Origin of the sequence: Nonomuraea rubra (assembly GCF_014207985.1) — a bacterium.
In the GTDB taxonomy this organism is placed as follows: domain Bacteria; phylum Actinomycetota; class Actinomycetes; order Streptosporangiales; family Streptosporangiaceae; genus Nonomuraea; species Nonomuraea rubra.
Window position 1 is genome coordinate 6,762,924 of the sequence record NZ_JACHMI010000001.1, and the last position, 15,952, is coordinate 6,778,875.

Sequence of the window (15,952 nt, forward strand, 5' to 3'; positions counted from 1 at the left end):
GGTGGGCGTCAGGCCGTCGGCGGGCCGTAGTCGTTCCAGCTCGGCGGCTGGGTCATCAGCTGCTGCCAGGTGGGCCAGCTCTGGCCGGTGTGCTGGCGCAGCAGCTCGCCGGTCAGGGTGAACGGCGGGGCCTTGTGGGGATTGGCCAGGCCCTGGGCGACGATCGCGTCGTACAGGGCGGCCGACCCCCGCAGGCGGGGCAGCGCCGCGTGGACGCGGTCGGCGTAGCCTGCCGGGAGGGTGTAGGGCCCCTGCGGGCCGAGGTCGAAGCCGGCGCCCGCCGAGACGAGCGCGATCTCCGGCCGCTTGCGCAGCGCGACGTCGGGGTGCAGGTGCAGGGCGATGGCGTCCCAGACGACCTCCAGGCGCTCCGGCGACACGCCGAGGCCGGCCAGGAAGCCGACGGCGTGGTCGGCGCCGTCGATGTCGAACGGCTGCTCGCTGTCGCCCAGCCCGGTGTCGCCCAGCCCGGTGTCGTGCAGCACGCAGCCGAGGAACAGCAGCTCGTCGTCGTAGTCGTGGCCGGGCCGCCGCCCCTCCTGCTCGCCGATGAACCGGCCGTACAGGTAGGTGCGCATGCTGTGGTTGAAGATGGCCGGATCCTCGATGTCGCGGGCGTGCCGCATCGCGGCCAGGGCGAGGTCGGTACGGGGGAAGGGCAGGGAGTCGTGGTCCACCGGAGTTCCTCTCTCCTTCAGTCAATCTGAAGCCTACGCGATGCTTCAGTCCTACTGAAGGTTGATGGCGCGATCTGTGGGATGCACGTCGTTGACGCCATCACGGCGCGGGCCCGAACGTGGAGGGGTGCACCCACACCGCATCGCCTTCGTGATCTTCGATGGCTTCCAGTCGCTCGACCTCGCCGGCCCGCACGAGGTGTTCCAGCAGGCCGGCGGCTACGACTGCGTGATCGTGGCCCCCGCGTCAGGCCCGGTCCACTCCGGGAGCGGCCTGCCGGTGCACGCCGGGCACGCGGTGACGGCGCTGCGGCCGGAGGGCATCGACACGCTGATCGTCACCGGCGGGACGGGCGTCCACACCGCCAGGCACGACCCGGCCCTGGTCGGCTGGATCGCCGCCGCCGCCCGCGGGGCCGGGCGCGTCGCCTCCGTCTGCAGCGGCGCGTTCCTGCTGGCCGAGGCCGGCCTGCTGGACGGCCGCCGCGTCACCACCCACTGGGCCAGGGCCGAACGGCTCGCGCGGGAGTACCCCGCCGTCACCGTCGAGCCCGACCCCATCTTCATCCGCGACGGCCACATCTGGTCCTCGGCGGGCGTCACCGCCGGGATGGACCTCGCCCTGGCCCTGGTGGAGGAGGACCGGGGCCGGCAGGTGGCCCTGGACGTGGCTCGCCACCTGGTGCTGTTCCTGCGCAGGCCGGGCAACCAGTCCCAGTTCAGCGTGGGCCTGTGGTCGATGCAGCCCTCCTCCGACCCGATCCGCCGGGCCGTGACGGCCATCCACGCCGATCCCGGCGCCCGGCACGACATCTCCGGCCTCGCCGCGCACGCCGGGCTCAGCCCGCGCCACCTGCAACGCCGCTTCACCACCGAGCTCGGCATCCCGCCCGCCGCCTACGTCGAGCGGGTCAGGGTGGAGGCGGCGCAGCGAGCCCTGGAGAACGGCGGCGACCCCGTCGAGTCCATCGCCCGCCGCTACGGCTTCGGCACCGCCGAGACCCTGCGCCGCAGCTTCCACCGCTGCCTGGGCGTCGCCCCCTCCGACTACCGCGACCGTTTCCGATCCACCACGGGAGGACCCCGATGACCACGTACGGCCTGCTGCTCTTCGACGTCGCGGAGGAGCTCGACTTCGCCGGCCCCTGGGAGGTGTTCACCACCTCGGCCATCCTGCGCGGCGGCGCCGACACCGCGCTGCTGCTCGCCGAGCGCCCCGGCCCCGTCCGCTGCGCCAAGGGCATGCGCGTGCTGCCCGACCGCACCCTGGGCGACCACCCGCCGCTGGACGTCCTGCTCGTGCCCGGCGGGCGCGGCGCGCGCGAGAGCGAGCCGCACAACCCCGCCGTCACCGGCTGGATCGCCAAGACCGCCGGGCAGGCGGGCTGGGTCATGGGCGTGTGCACCGGAGCCTTCCTCCTGCACGCCGCCGGCCCCGCCCGCGGGCGCCGCGTGGCCACCCACCGCGACTACGAGGACGCCCTGGAGGCGCGGGGGGACGTCACCGTCGTCCGCGACGCCCGCTACGTCGTGGACGGCGACCTGATCACCACCCAGGGCGTGTCCGCCGGGATCGACGGCGCGCTGTGGCTCGTCGGCCGGCTGCACGGCCGTGACCACGCGCGTGCCGTGCGCCGGCTGATCCAGTACGAGCCGGCCCCGCCGTACCTCGCCGACGAGCCCGCCTGACCTCGCGAGGGCTGGACAAGCCGTCTCGCCGCATGATCACAATATGGCGCTGTTCGATATGAAAGGCCGAACGTGATCAGAAAAGGTCTCGCGGGGCTGCTGGCCCCGATCGCCATACTTCTCACCACCGGCGTCCCGGGCGCCTCGGCGCAGGACGCCGCACCCGGCCCCACGCATCCCGGGCCGGTCTACGCGACCGTCACCGACACGAGCGGGAAGCTGTCCTTACAGACGTTCGGGCGTCCGGACGGCAAGGACATGGTGTTCCGGATCTCCGGATCGGTGTACGCCAACATCGAGGGCAACAGCCTGGACCCGGCGATGCGGCACGGCCAGAAGCTGTTCAACATCGAGGGTTACAACATCAGGAAGCTGTACCGGGTGCCCGGCACCAACCAGCTCTACCAGCTCTCCCGGGAGATCGTCTTCTACACCGACCCGGCGGATCCGCGGCGCGTCCTGCGGGAGTGGAAGAACCCGATCGACGGCAGGACGTACCCGGTCGTCCCCATCAACAACGACACGGTGAACTTCGGCCCGTTCACGATCACCTCCGCCTACGCCGGCCCGCCGCTGCAGCAGCTGCACGAGGAGACGGTCTGGACCAGCGACATCCCCGTGCGCACGAACTTCGCCACCACGCTCGGCGAGGGCTTCGGCCTGGCCGGAGGCGTGTACGCCGCCCAGGAGATGTTCGACTTCTCCGTCGACCGGCGCGAGGTGGAGGACCGCACCGGGCCCGGCGTGCCCGAGGGCGCGATGCAGACGAAGATCAGCTGGGCGCGGACCAGCCCGTGGGTGCCGTTCATGTGCCTGCCGGAGACCGACGTGCGCGGCCAGCTCACCTACCACGCCCGTAGCTGGTCGCTGGACTCCTACTCCCAGGTCGAGCCGTGGCTGCGGGCCGAGGTCGAGGCGGGCTACCCGCTGTACAAGTCCACCCCCGCCGCGCCGGGCGCGAGCGAGAACTCCTGGACGTCCTTCTACAACAAGCAGCTCGGCAAGGGCGCCACCACCTGGGCAGGATGGTGCGCCGCCAACGGCCGCGCCTGAACCGGTCAGGACACGGGGTGCGGTGCGGTGCCGGCCTTGGCGGCCATCAGATGGTCGATGAGCGCCAGCAGCACATCGCGCCCCTCCTTCCTGTCACGGGCGTCGCACAGGACGAGCGGCACCTGCGGGTCGAGATCGAGCGCCCTGCGGATCTCGTCCTGGGTCCGCTCCCTGACCCCGTGGAAGCAGTTGACGCCGACGACGAACGGGATGCCGCGGCTCTCGAAGAAGTCGATGGAGGCGAAGCTCACCTCCAGCCGCCGGGTGTCGACCAGGACGACCGCGCCCAGCGCCCCGTTGACGAGGTCGTTCCACATGAACCAGAAGCGCTCCTGCCCCGGCGTGCCGAACAGGTAGAGCACCAGGTGGTCGTGGATGGTGATGCGGCCGAAGTCCAGCGCGACGGTGGTGGTGGACTTGCCGCCCACGCCGTCCAGGTCGTCCACGCCGACGCTGGCGTGCGTCAGGTACTCCTCCGTACGCAGCGGGGCGACCTCGCTCACCGCGCCCACCATGGTCGTCTTCCCGACCCCGAACCCGCCGGCGATCAGGATCTTCACCGCCAGGGGCGCGTCGTCCCCCTGGTCAGAGTTTGCGTAACCCATCCCTCACCGCCTCGAGAATTGCCATGTCGGGCCTGCCGCCCGCCTGCGCGAAGGCCAGCGGCCGCCGGGCCCGCACCTGACCCGAATCGATCAGATCACCGATGAGAATCTTGGTCACCGACACCGGGAGGTCCAGCGCGGCGGCGATCTCCGCCACCGCCAGCGGCCGCCTGCACAGGGCGAGAATGGCGCGGTGCTCCGGCTGCCATCTCCGCTGGCCGCGTCCCGTCTCCGCGAGCTCCTCGGACAGCGCCGCCACCACGGTGATCAGCGCCAGGTCCTCCCGCTCGGCGGCGGTCCGCCCGCCGGTGATCGTGTAAGGACGGACAAGGGGCTCGTCGGCGTCGTCGTCGGCGAACCCGTCCGTCCAGTGTTTCATCCGTGTCCCCAGCCGTCGTGGCCCTGCGGGGTGCGCGCGTCGGTGCCCAGCTTCTTGCCGACCTGCTGGATCAGGGTGTGCATGGCCACGCTCATCAGCTCGGCGTCGACCTCCTGGGAGGCGACCACGGCCAGATGGGTGCCCCGGCCCGCGGCGGTGATGAACAGCCACAGCTCGGCCATCTCGATGATGACCTGGTGGACCTGGCCGCCGCCGAAGAGCTGCCCGGCGCCGCGGGCCAGGCTCTGCTGGCCGGTGGCGATCGCGGCCAGGCGGTCGGCGTCCGCGCGCTTGATGGTCCGCGACCGGCTGATCACCAGGCCGTCGTCGGACAGCACGATGGCGTGCCGGGTACCCGCGACTTGATCGACCAGGCCGTCCAGCAGCCAGTCCAGGTCCGTGTCGGTGGCGGTGGTGCGCTGCGTCATCATCGGTCTTCCGTCGTGGGTGAGGTGGGTTCGGGGGACGCGCTCGGCGAGGTCTGGGGGACGTCCTCGCCGGCGCGGCGCTTTCTGGACTGCCGCTGGAAGGCGCCGATCATGGCGCCGGACCGGGCGGGCTGTTCGGGTGCGGCCCAGCTCTCCTGGCCGCCGTCGTCCGGGGTGTCCTCCGGGACGCGGAGCTCCTCTGCGAGGCTGGCCTGGCGTACGCGCTGCGGGAGCGGCCGCAGGCCGGCCGGCGAGGCCTGCGGGGCCGTGACGGAGGCCATCGCGCGCCCCCTGGCGCGGGACGGCAGCGCCTCGTTCGTGCCGGGCGGGCGGGGCGGTTCCTGGGTGGCCGCCTCCTGGGGGACCGTGTCGGGCTCGGGTGCCGTACGCGGGCGGTCCACCACCAGCGTGTCCGCGAGCAGCACGATGACCCGGGTGCCGCCGAAGGCCGACGAGCGCAGCTCCACCTGCAGGCCCAGGCTCGCGGCGAGCCGGGCGACCACGTAGAGGCCCAGCCGCACGTCGTCGGCGTGCGTCATCATGTCGAGCCGCGGCGGCGACTGCAGGAGGGCGTTGACGGCGTCGTACTGCTCGGGCTCCATGCCCAGGCCGCGGTCCTCGATCTCCACGGCGACGCCCCGGCTGACCGGCGCCGCCCGTACCTCGACGGGGGTCAGCGGCTTGGAGAAGGTGGTGGCGTTCTCCATCAGCTCCGCCAGGACGTGGATCAGCGGGCCCACCGCGCGCTCGGCGATCCAGAGCTCGCCCTCGACGTCGATCGAGATCCGGCGGTAGTCCTGCACCTCGCTCTGCGCGGCCCGCAGCACGTCGAGCAGGCGTACCGGCTTGCGCCAGCGGCGCTGCGGCTGGCCGCCGCCGAGGATGACCAGGTTCTCCTCGTAACGGCGCAGCCGGGCCGTCAGGTGGTCCAGGTCGAACAGGCCCTCCAGCACCTCGGGATCCTCGTGCCTGCGCTCCAGCTCGTCCAGCTTCTTCAGCTGCAGGCCGATGAGGATCTGGGTGCGGCGGGCGATGCGCTGCAGCATGCGCTGGAAGCCGCGGTGCTGCTCGGCCTGCCGTACGGCGGTGCGCACGGCGCTGCGGCGGGCCAGGTTGAGCGCCTGGCCGAGCTCGCCGAGCTCGTCGCCGGTGGGCTCGATCATGCGTACCTCGGCGTCCGCGTCGACGTCCTCGCCGCGTTCCAGGCGGGCGACCACGTCGGGCAGCCGCTCCTGGAGCTCCTGGGCGTCGTGGCGCAGGTGCAGGATGCGCCGCCGCAGGACGGAGGTCAGCCGCCAGCTCGTGAAGAAGACCAGGAGCAGGGCGAGCACGCCCACGGTGGAGATGCTGACGAAGACCGTGAAGATCATGTCGGCGTGGCCGTAGCCGACCCTGCCGAGATGCTCGAACCGCAGGCCGACCAGCTCGCGCAGCTGAGCGGTGACCGTCTCCGCCGAGGAACGCCATTCGGCGCTGTCGTCACGGAGCCGCACCTGGTCCCCGTCGGCGAGGGACAGCCGCCCTTCCACGGTGGTCATGGCGCGCCAGGCCTGGCCGTCGGTCATCGTCGCGTACCGGGTCTCCTGGCCCGTCAGGGCGGGCACCACGCGGGCGTTCATGAGGTGGTTCCTGGTGCCGGCGGCCTCGGTGACGATGTTGTACTCGCTCCTGGTCAGCCTGCCCGTCGGCCAGCCGCGAGCCAGGACGGCGTCCTCGCGGCCGACCATGTCGGCGATCCAGAGCAGGTCGACCAGGGGCTGTGCCGTGGTGTTCACCTGGCCCTCGCCGGTGTTGCTGAGGGCGGCCAGCACACGCAGGCCCGACTCCAGGACGCCGCTGTAGTACTCGAACGCCTGCCTGGCGCTGGACCAGCCGGAGTCCACCGCCCTGCGCTGCTGGTCGAGCAGGCCGAGCTCGCGTCCGGTGCGGGCGAGGGCCTCGGCGAGCCCCTCCTGCGCGTCGTCCGGGTCCAGCGACGTGAGGGGACGGAAGGCGCGCACGGCCCGGTCGGTCACGGCCCGCTGCTCGGCCAGCCTCTCACGCGCGCCGCCACCGCGCGCGGCCTGCAGCTGCGCGGTGAGCCTGCGCTCCCGGTCCAGGGCGAAGAACAGGTCGGCCGCCGGCCTGCCGACCGTCGTGGTGGCCAGGTCCATCTGGACCTTCTCCGTCCGCCACTGCCCGAACAACTGCGACATTCCCGACGCCAGCAGCGGAGTGAACGTCACGGTCGGGACGATCACCACGACGAGCAGCACCGTACGCAGGCGCAGCCGGCGCACCCCGGCCTGCCCGCCCGGGGTCCCCGTTGGGGGTCGCCTGTTCCTGCCCCATCCAGCCACGTGCAGGACACTCCTCGCCGATCGGTGGAACCCCAAGACGGAAGATCGCCGCACAGACGATCGGTGCCCGATCGTAGCGATGCGGCAGTTGAACCGGAAAGTCCCTCTTTCCGATGCCGTGGTGGTGTCCCCGCGGCAGGCGCGACCCGGGTGATCCACGGTGTGGCGACCGGCCGCTCACGGGCGCCCTGGCCTGCGGACACATCGAGCACCCCGCGTACGGCAAGCTGAGGGGCATGGTGCGCATCGAGTCGCCGGACGTGGAGGCGCTGGAGCGGGGCGTGGCCGTGCTCGGCTCCGGAGGCGGCGGCGACAGCCGGACCGCGGCCACGCTGCTGCGCCGGCGGCTGGCCGACGGCGTGGACGTCGCCGTGCGCCCGCTCGGCGACCTGCCGCCCGGCGCGCGGGTCGTGCCGGTGGGCGTGGTCGGCGCGACCGCCGCCTTCGCCGAGAAGCTGCCCGGCGGCCACGAGGTCGCCGCCGCCGTGGAGGCCATCCAGCGCTGGACGGGCGAGCGCGCCGACGCCCTGGTCTCCATCGAGATCGGCGGGCTGAACGGCGTCCTGCCGCTGGTCGCCGCCTGCGACCTCGGCCTGTCCGCGGTGGACGCCGACCTGTCGGGGCGCGGGCTGCCGCGGCTGAACCAGCTCTCCCTGGCCGCCGCGGGCCGCCCGCTCACCCCTGCCGCGCTGGCCGAGCCGAGCGGGCAGGTGCTCGTCCAGGGCACCGGCTCGCCCGCCGACCTGGAGCGCACCGCCCGCACCTTCCTGCCAGCCGCGGGCGGCTGGGCGGCCCTCGCCCTCGCCCCCGTCCCGGCACGCGAGCTGGCCTCCTGCTGCGTGACCGGCTCGGTCTCCGATGCCGTACGGCTCGGGCGGCGGATCCTCGGCCTCGGCGAGTCACCCGACCCCGGGCGGCTCGCCGCCGCCACCGGAGGGCGGGTGCTGGCCGTGGGGCGGGTGGTGGAGGTCACCCGGCGGCCCGGGCCCGAGGTGCACGGGCGGCCGGGGTTCGCGCGCGGCAGCGTCACGCTGACCGGGCACGTGTCGGGCGAGCTGCTGCGGGTGGAGATGGAGAACGAGTACCTGCTCGCGCTGCGCGACGGGCTCGTCGTGGCGTCCACACCGGACGTGATCGCGGTGCTGGACCGGCGGACCGGGGTGCCCATCCAGGGGGACGCCGTGCGGGTGGGGATGGAGGTCATGGTGCTGCAGGTGGCGATCTCGCCGTTCTGGACCGATCCGGGCAGGATCGGGGTCCTCTCGCCACGCGCCTACGGGCTGGACTCCGACCCCGTGCTGCTGGAACGGGACGGGCAGCTCGGCGGTGCGGGGCCGGAACCGGGCAGTCAGCCGGGCGGCGGCGCGGCGCCGGAAAGGGGCGCTCGGCTGGGCGGCGGTGCGGGGCTGGGGGCGGGCGCGTGAGCGGGACGCGGGGGCTTCTGGAGGTGGGCCGATGACCAGCGTGCGCAGGCTGCTGGCGCTGCCCGAATGGAGCGGCCAGGTGCGGGTGCTCGCCGGGGCGGCCGGGCTCGACGCGCCGGTACGCGCCGTCCGGCCCCTCGCCGACCCGGCGGCCGGTCATGCCGTCGCCGCCGACGAGCTGGTCATCGTCACGGTCCCGCCGCAGCCCGCCGACTGGCGCCTGGACGCGTTGTTGCGCCGCGTGGTGGACGCCGGCGGCGCAGGCGTGCTCGTCCCCTGCGGCCCGCCACCGAGCACCGTGGCCGCGCCGGGTACCGGCACGACAGCGGGCCCCGGTGCGGTGGCGGGCTCCGGCGCGGTGGTGGGCTCCGGCGCGGTGGTGGGCTCCGGGGCGACGGCGCGCTTCGGAGCGGTGACAGGGGTGGAGGTGTCGCGGGCGACGTTGTTGCTGGCCGATCGGCTCGGGTTGCCGTTGCTCGGCGCCGTGGGTGGTGACCCGCTGGACCTGGTCGTCGCCGCCCGGCTGCTGCTGGCCGAGCCCGAGATCGACCGCGCCCGGCTCGTGCTGGCCGCCCATCGCGCCTTCGACAACCGCACCTGCACCCCCGAGGACGTGGTACGCGGGCTGCAGGACCTGCTCGGCGTCCCGGTGGCGCTGCTCGACGACCGCGGGCAGCCGCTGGCCGGGGAGATCGCCGAGCCCGGCGCCGTACGCGTGGACGAGTTCGTCCCGCAGCGCGTGCCGCTGGACGGCGGGATGCTGCTGGCCCACCCGGCGCTGCTGCCGCACCCGGCGCGGCCGACGCTCTGGCTGGTGGCCGAGCTGCGGGGCACGGCGGCGGCGCGGGCCGAGATCGTGCCTCCCGCCCTGGCCGTGGCCGCCGCCGCGGTGCAGCGCTGGCTGCTGGTCCACCGCGTGGAGCTGGAGCGCGACGCGCGGGCCCGTACCGCGTTGCTGGGCGACCTGCTGCGGCTGGACGCCGAGCCCTCGGCCCAGCTGCGCAGGCGGGTGGCCGACGCGGGATGGCAGCTCGGCGGCTGGCACGTCGGCCTGCGCATCGGCGCGGTCCCGGCGCTCGACCTCGTGCCGTGGACGGCCGAGATCTCCCGCGTCCTGCGCGCGGAGGGCGTCGAGGCGGTGGTCGTCGAGCACGGCGAGGGATGGACGGGCTGGACCACGTTCGCCCAGGAGCCCACGCCCGCGCGGGTCCGCACCCTCGCCGCCAAGCTGCGCGCAGCCCACAGGAAGCTGCGCGGCTCGATCGCCGACCACATGGGGGTCGGGAGGCCGCACCCCTGGCCGGAGGGGCTGGCCGGCACGGTGGCGGAGGCCACGGACGCCGCCAGGCTCGCCGCGACCCGCCCGGAGGCGGGCTTCTTCCTCCAGGTGGACCAGCTCGGCATGGCCCAGCTCCTGCTGGAGTGGACCAGGACCGACACGTTCGAGCCAGCCGCCCGCGCGCTGCTCGCGCCCCTGCGCGACCAGCCGGGCGACCTCATCCGTACGCTGTCGGCCTACCTGGACGCGGAGTCGTCGATCGCGGAGACGGCCGCCGTGCTGGGGGTGCACCGCAACACCGTGGCGGCCCGCATCGACCGGGTGGAGCGGCTGCTGGGGGTGGACCTCGGCCACCGGGACGAGCGCCTGGCCCTCCACCTGGCCTGCCGCACGGTCACCCTGCCCGGCCGCTGACCCGCCGCCCCCTGCCAGGAGGTCAGCGACCGCGCAGGCAGCGGTCCAGTTCGGCGCGCAGGACGCGCTGGAAGGCGTCGACGTGGTGGGCGTTCATGAGCGTGTAGTGCTCGCCTGGCACCTCCAGGTACCGGTTCTCGCCGCGGGTGAAGTCGTCCCATTTGCGCAGGTCGTGGTCGAGCCAGTCCTGCTTGGTGCCGCGCAGCGGGATGGCGTAGAAGACGCTGACCGAGGCGACGGTGCCGCTCGGCTCGTAGGAGCGGCCCGCCCGTACCAGGGACTGGGCCAGATCCACCCACGCGGCGAACTGGTCGCGGCCGAGGTCCAGCTCGGCCAGGCGGCGCTTGGAGGCGGCGGCCATGATGCGGTCGATCTGGCGCGGCGCGGGCAGGTCGCGGAGCGCCGGCTGCAGCGCGCCGGCCTCCGCCGGGGCGAGCAGGTCGAGGAAGAGCGCCAGGTGCAGGGCGCCCTCGGTGAAGTCGAGCTCGTTCATGCGCTGCCGGATGTGCGGCGGCAGGTTGAAGATGCCGACGAAGTCGACCCGCTCCCCCAGCCCCTCCAGGGCCTTGGCGATCTCGAACGCGACCGCACCGCCGTAGGAGTAGCCCGCGATCGCGTACGGGCCGACGGGCTGGCGCAGCCGGATCGCGTCCACGTAGCAGGAGACCATCTCCTCGAAGCTGCCGAAGTGCGGCTCCCCCGGGCCGAACCCGCGCGCCCGCAGGGCGTGGAACGGGCGCTCGCCGGTGAAGTAGCCGGCGAGGTTGACGAAGACGAGCACCTCCCCCACGCCGGGGTGCACGCAGAACAGCGGCGTGCCCTCGCCGGTCTGCTGGAGCGGCACGATCGGGTCGTACGGCGTGTTCTGCCCGGGTTCGCCGTCCAGGAGCGCGGCCAGCGCGCGGACGGTGGGCGCGCGCAGGATCGCCGTGGGAGGCAGGTCGCGGCCGGGGAAGTCGCGGCGCAGGCGCTGCTTCAGCCGCAGCACGTCCAGGGAGGTACCGCCGAGCTCCAGGAAGTTCGCCGTGGCGCCGACCTCGGCCGGCCGCAGCCCGAACAGGTCGGCGTAGGCGCCGGCGACGGCCCGCTCGGCGCCGTCGCGCGGCGGGAGGTGCGCGCCGCGCAGCCGCCCGGTCAGCTCGGCCGCCCGCCGCTGCCGCTCGGCGAACTCGCCCTCGTCCAGCCGCCGGCGCAGCAGCGCCCGCTGGATCTTGCCGAGCGCCGTCCTGGGCAGCTCGGGCGCGGGCAGCGGCAGGATCACCGCCGGCCGCACCCCCCACAGCCGGGCGACCTTGTCGCGTACGGCCACCAGCGCCCGCCGCACCCCCTCCTCGTCGGAGAGCGGCACGCTCGGCGTGAACACGACGGCCGGCCGCTCGGTGTCGTCGCCCGGCCGCCGCACGGGGAAGGCCGCGACGCAGGTGTCCCGCACCTCGGGCAGCGCGCCGAGCGCCGCCTCGACCTCCTGGCAGGGGTGGTTGACGCCGTTGACGATGATGCTGTCCTTGCTGCGGCCGGTCAGGATCAGCCGCCCATCGGACAGACGTCCGCGGTCTCCCGTGCGGAACCAGCCGTCACCGGTGAACGCCGCCGCGCTCGCCTCCGGGTCGCCGGCGTAGCCGCCGAACACCATCGGGCCGCTCACCTGCAGCTCACCCTCCACCTCCGCGGGCAGGGGCGCGTCGTCCCCGTCCGCGATCCGGACGCCGAAGCCGGGGATCGGCGGGCCGAGCGAGGCGAACTCCCGGCCCTCGTCCGCCTCCGGGAACGCCAGGTTCATGGTGCTGCCCGCGCACGTCTCCGTCATCCCGAACGCGGGCACGATGGCGCCGGGCCGCAGCCCGTACGGGGCCAGGGCCCGCAGGAACCGCCGGGCGGTGTCGCAGACGACCGCCTCGCCGCCGGACAGGATGTGGCGCAGCGCCGACAGGTCGAGCTCCGGGTCGCCGGGCGGGGGCAGCGCCTTGTTGATCTCGCCGAAGAGGAAGTTGGGGGCGAAGGTGAGGGTGACGCCGTGCTGCGCGGCCAGGCGGAGGAAGCGCAGCGGGTCGCCCAGCACGTACGGCGGCTCGACCTGGACCTGGGACGCGGCCATGGACAGGGGCAGCAGGTGGGCCTCGATGGCGGCGATGTGGTCGAAGGCGATCCAGTTCATCATCACGTCGCCGGGGTGGCAGGCCAGCCGCTCCGCCTTGGCCGCCAGGGAGGACAGCAGGTTGGCGTGGGTGAGCGGCACGGCCTTGCTGTCACCCGACGACCCCGACGTCAGCATCAGCACCGCCACGTCGTCCGGCACCGGCTCGTGCACGCCGTCCGCACCGTGGTGTGCGGCGTAAGGCTCCCCCGGGGTTGTGGACCGGCCGGGGGATGTGTCGCGCAGGTCCTCCACCAGCGCCACCGTGCGGCCGGGCAGGGATGGCAGGGCGGTCAGGAGTTTGCGGCCGGTGACGATCGGCGGGTCGCCCAGCAGCCGCCCGACGTGCCCCAGCCGCGCCGCCCACCGCCCGGGGTCCCCCTGTGGCGGCGCCATCGGGCACGGCGTCAGCCCGCCGAGCACGCAGGCCCAGAACACCGGCACCACGTCCGGCGCCCGCTCCAGCACCAGCACCACCTCGGCACCTGGCCGCAGCCCCAGCCCGTCCAGTCCGGCCAGCATCCGGCAGGCCAGCTCGTGCAGGCCTGCGTACGACTGGACGGTGACCGCGCCACCCTCGTCCACGTACAGCAGGCCCCGCTCCCGCCCGCCCCCGGCCGCGCGCCGCAACAGCCCTGCCAGGCCACCACCCGCGACCGTGCCACCGCCCTCGGCCACGCCTCCACCCGCGGCCGCGCGCCACAGCGGCTCCGCCGAGCCGCCGTCCGCGTCACCGGCCATTGTCCCGGCCGGCATCGTCCCGGCCGGCATCGTCCCGGCCAGCCGGCTTCAGGCTGTCGATCTTGCGCTGGAGGGCGTCGGCGTCGTTCAGCCTCGGGAACGGCTCGCGAGGGACCCCCACCCCGAGGAACGCGCACAGCGGCTCCCACCCCTCCCGCACGTCGAACACCAGCAACCGCCCGTCGGGCACCCCCTCCTGGACGGCGGCGGCGTGCCGGGCGAACCCCGCGACCGCCTCCGCCTCGTCCGGCACCCAGTCGGGCCCCGGCCGGACACCGTCGAAGGTGGCGCAGGCCATGTGCCGCAGCAGCGGCAGGAGCGGCGCGAACGCCTCCTCGAACGCGTCATCGCCACCACGGGCGGCGGCGGTGATCGCGGCGGCCCGCCACCCCACCATGGCGCGGAAGCTGGCGTACCAGCGGGCGGGGTCACGCACGGTCAGGACGACCTTGGCCTCGGGAAACGCTTCGGCCAGCTCCCGCCAGTAGAAGCTCACCGGCCAGTCGACCGCCGACCGGTACCCGGCCAGCACCCGCTCCCACCCGGCACGGTCACCGGGCACGGCCGGCAACCAGCGGCCGATGAGCTCGGGGTGGTCGAAGAGCTCGAACATGTGGTGGCAGCGCCCGTACCCGAGCCGCTCCAGGGCCGCCTTCAGCGACAGGGTGCCCGTCCTGGGCAGCCCCGCCCCGATCACCTCGATCAACTCCCCGCCTCCGTCCGATCACTCTTAGTATCGGGACGAACGGGTCCGGCTATTGCCGAGGTGGTGGAAAGGATCGGTTATCCCCAGCACACCCCCGCGCGGTCAGGTGCGCGGCGGTGCGACCGAGGAGCGGTGGATGAGCCGGGAGCGCAGGGTGTGCATGTCGCGGGCGGGCTCGGCCCCGCCGAGGATGTCGAGCAGGACCTGGGCCGCCTTGGCGCCCAGCTCGTGCACCGGCTGGGCGATCATCGTGAGCGGCGGCTCCATCACCGCCGCCCACGCGCTGTCGTCGAACCCGATCAGCGCCACGTCGGCCGGGTACGACAGCCCCGCCTTGCGCAGCGCGCGCAGGGAGCCGGTCATGCCGTCGGTCTCGGAGCAGAACACGGCGGTGACCCGGTCGGGCAGCGTCAGCATGCGGCCGACCTCGGTGACGACGCGTTCCTCTGTCTTCGGCCCGACCATCACGAGCTGCGGGTCGAACGGGATGTGCGCGTCGTCGAGGGCGTCGAGGTAGCCGCGCAGCCGTTCGCCGTCGGTCCACAGGTTGCGCGAGGCGGCCGTCAGCAGCTCGCGGCGGGTGGCCGGCGGCTGGGCCACCGGCGGCCCCCAGACGAAGCCGATGCGCCGGTGCCCGGCGGCGATGAGCACCTCCACCGCCTCGCGGGCGGCGTCGCGGTTGTCGATGACGACGGAGTCGAGGTCGAGCGCGGAGACGGCGCGGTCGACGAGCACGACCGGGATGCCCCGGTCGATCGCGGCCTTGAGGTGCGCGACCTGGTCGCGGCCGAGCGCGGCCGAGGCCACGATGACGCCGTCGACCCGCTTGTCGATGAGCACGTTGGTGGCCGCCACCTCCTCCTGGAGGTTCTCGTACGTGCTCAGCACGATCACGTCGAACCCCCGGGCCCGCGAGGTGTCGGAGACGCCCCGCAGCAGCCCGGCGAAGAACGGGTTGCCGATGTCGGCCACGATGACGCCCAGGGTGTGGCTGACCCCGGTGGACATGCTGCGCGCGAGCGCGTTGGCGCGGTAGCCGAGCTTCTCCGCCGCCGCGAGCACGCGGGCGCGCAGCTCGGGGCTGACGTATCCGTAACCGCCCAGCGTGCGCGCCGCCGTGGCCCTGCCCACGCCGGCCTCCGCCGCCACCTCGGAGATCGTCGGCCCGGCCTGGCCGCGGTCAGTCGGCATGGATCCCGTCCCTCGTCACTGAATCATGCTAGCTACGCGCTGGTACGGCCGTGCCCGAAGGCGCCCTCGACGTAGCACTGCGCGTGCGCCGCCTCCGCGCCCCCGTGCAGCGCCCGCTCGATCGCGGCGGGCGCCGGCGGGCGGCCGGCGGCCCAGCCGTCGCGCAGCAGCGAGACGGCGAACCCGGTCAGGAACGCGTCGCCGCACCCCATGGTGTCCACGATGTCCTCGGCGAGCCGGGCGGGGGCGGACACGGTGACGTTCCCGTCGTGGGCGAGGGCGCCGGCCACGCCGCGGGTGCCGAGCGCGAGCCCGGCACCCCGGCGTACGGCCTCGGCGAGCAGGTCCGCCGTGGCGGCCTCGTCGAGGTGGGAGCAGGACAGCAGCACCAGGTCGGCGTGCGGGCAGACCCGGTCGAGGTAGGCGGGGCCGCGGTACTCCTCCTCGCTGGACAGGTCGAAGCTGACCAGCGGGCCGAGCCCGGCCAGCTTGGGCAGCTCGGGCTCGCTGCGCGAGTAGACGCTGGAGTGCACCAGGTCGAAGCCGCTCAGGTGGCCGAGCAGGTCCGCGTCCAGGGACAGGGGCTCGCGTACGGTGACGCCGCCGCCGTTCCAGCCCAGGAAGACGCGCTCGCCGTCGTCCACGCGCAGGCGGGAGACGCCGCTCTCGCCCGCGCGGACGACGCAGCGGTCCACGGCCACGCCTTCGGCGGCGATCGAGTCGCGCAGGAACGCGCCGAGCCCGTCGTCGCCGAAGACCCCGAGGTAGGCGGACTCGACGCCGAGCCTGCGGGCGTAGACGGCGACGTTGACGCTGTTCCCGCCGGGGTAGTCGATGCCCCGGTCGACGAACCGGTCGACGATGTTGTCGCCGAAGCCGAGCACTCTCATCGG

At 74.1% G+C, this 15,952-nt stretch carries 14 protein-coding genes; 5 read left to right on the forward strand and 9 right to left on the reverse strand.

The window, feature by feature from the left end:
- Positions 1-8 precede the first annotated feature (8 nt).
- Positions 9-677: an HD domain-containing protein gene (locus tag HD593_RS30875; protein WP_312903818.1), complete on the reverse strand. Its 669-nt coding sequence runs from the start codon at positions 675-677 to the stop codon at positions 9-11.
- A gap of 127 nt (positions 678-804) precedes the next feature.
- Between HD593_RS30875 and HD593_RS30880 the strand changes: the two genes are divergently transcribed.
- From HD593_RS30880 to HD593_RS30890, 3 genes are all read left to right on the forward strand, one after another.
- Positions 805-1,767, forward strand: coding sequence for a GlxA family transcriptional regulator (locus HD593_RS30880; protein WP_185105505.1), 963 nt, complete (start codon positions 805-807; stop codon positions 1,765-1,767).
- A complete protein-coding gene (locus HD593_RS30885; RefSeq protein WP_185105506.1) occupies positions 1,764-2,366 on the forward strand; it encodes a DJ-1/PfpI family protein in 603 nt (200 codons plus the stop codon). Before HD593_RS30880 ends, HD593_RS30885 begins: the two co-directional genes overlap by 4 nt.
- A 72-nt stretch (positions 2,367-2,438) precedes the next feature.
- The gene (locus tag HD593_RS30890; protein ID WP_312903820.1) at positions 2,439-3,419 is read left to right on the forward strand and encodes a DUF1838 family protein; all 981 of its coding nucleotides are present in this window, start codon (positions 2,439-2,441) and stop codon (positions 3,417-3,419) included.
- A gap of 5 nt (positions 3,420-3,424) precedes the next feature.
- Here the strand turns inward: HD593_RS30890 and HD593_RS30895 are convergent, their stop codons facing one another.
- Genes HD593_RS30895 through HD593_RS30910 form a run of 4 tightly spaced genes read right to left on the reverse strand, consistent with a single transcriptional unit; the run spans position 3,425 to position 7,110 of the window.
- Entirely contained in the window at positions 3,425-4,024 is a 600-nt protein-coding gene (locus HD593_RS30895) for a GTP-binding protein (protein ID WP_185105507.1), read from the reverse strand.
- Positions 4,005-4,403 carry a DUF742 domain-containing protein gene (locus HD593_RS30900; protein ID WP_185105508.1) on the reverse strand — a complete coding sequence of 133 codons (399 nt, stop codon included), beginning with the start codon at positions 4,401-4,403 and terminating at the stop codon, positions 4,005-4,007. The genes HD593_RS30895 and HD593_RS30900 overlap by 20 nt, the downstream gene beginning before the upstream one ends.
- Positions 4,400-4,834 (reverse strand): roadblock/LC7 domain-containing protein, encoded by a 435-nt coding sequence (locus HD593_RS30905; RefSeq protein ID WP_379478765.1) that lies wholly within the window; start codon positions 4,832-4,834, stop codon positions 4,400-4,402. Before HD593_RS30905 ends, HD593_RS30900 begins: the two co-directional genes overlap by 4 nt.
- Positions 4,831-7,110 carry a sensor histidine kinase gene (locus HD593_RS30910; RefSeq protein ID WP_312903822.1) on the reverse strand — a complete coding sequence of 760 codons (2,280 nt, stop codon included), beginning with the start codon at positions 7,108-7,110 and terminating at the stop codon, positions 4,831-4,833. The genes HD593_RS30905 and HD593_RS30910 overlap by 4 nt, the downstream gene beginning before the upstream one ends.
- A 296-nt stretch (positions 7,111-7,406) precedes the next feature.
- Between HD593_RS30910 and HD593_RS30915 the strand changes: the two genes are divergently transcribed.
- Positions 7,407-8,594, forward strand: coding sequence for a DUF917 domain-containing protein (locus HD593_RS30915; RefSeq protein ID WP_221525074.1), 1,188 nt, complete (start codon positions 7,407-7,409; stop codon positions 8,592-8,594).
- 31 nt (positions 8,595-8,625) lie between these two features.
- Positions 8,626-10,287 (forward strand): helix-turn-helix domain-containing protein, encoded by a 1,662-nt coding sequence (locus HD593_RS62010; protein ID WP_185105509.1) that lies wholly within the window; start codon positions 8,626-8,628, stop codon positions 10,285-10,287.
- 22 nt (positions 10,288-10,309) lie between these two features.
- On the opposite strand, the gene HD593_RS30925 is transcribed toward HD593_RS62010, so the two are convergent.
- The 4 genes from HD593_RS30925 to HD593_RS30940 form a co-directional block, all read right to left on the reverse strand.
- The gene (locus tag HD593_RS30925; RefSeq protein WP_185105510.1) at positions 10,310-13,162 is read right to left on the reverse strand and encodes a non-ribosomal peptide synthetase; all 2,853 of its coding nucleotides are present in this window, start codon (positions 13,160-13,162) and stop codon (positions 10,310-10,312) included.
- Entirely contained in the window at positions 13,152-13,859 is a 708-nt protein-coding gene (locus tag HD593_RS30930) for a sulfotransferase family protein (protein WP_312904458.1), read from the reverse strand. Before HD593_RS30930 ends, HD593_RS30925 begins: the two co-directional genes overlap by 11 nt.
- 111 nt (positions 13,860-13,970) lie before the next feature.
- Positions 13,971-15,059, reverse strand: coding sequence for a LacI family DNA-binding transcriptional regulator (locus HD593_RS30935; protein ID WP_185105511.1), 1,089 nt, complete (start codon positions 15,057-15,059; stop codon positions 13,971-13,973).
- A 32-nt stretch (positions 15,060-15,091) separates the two neighbouring features.
- Positions 15,092-15,949, reverse strand: a complete 858-nt coding sequence (locus HD593_RS30940; RefSeq protein ID WP_185105512.1) for a PfkB family carbohydrate kinase — start codon at positions 15,947-15,949, stop codon at positions 15,092-15,094.
- Positions 15,950-15,952 lie beyond the last annotated feature (3 nt).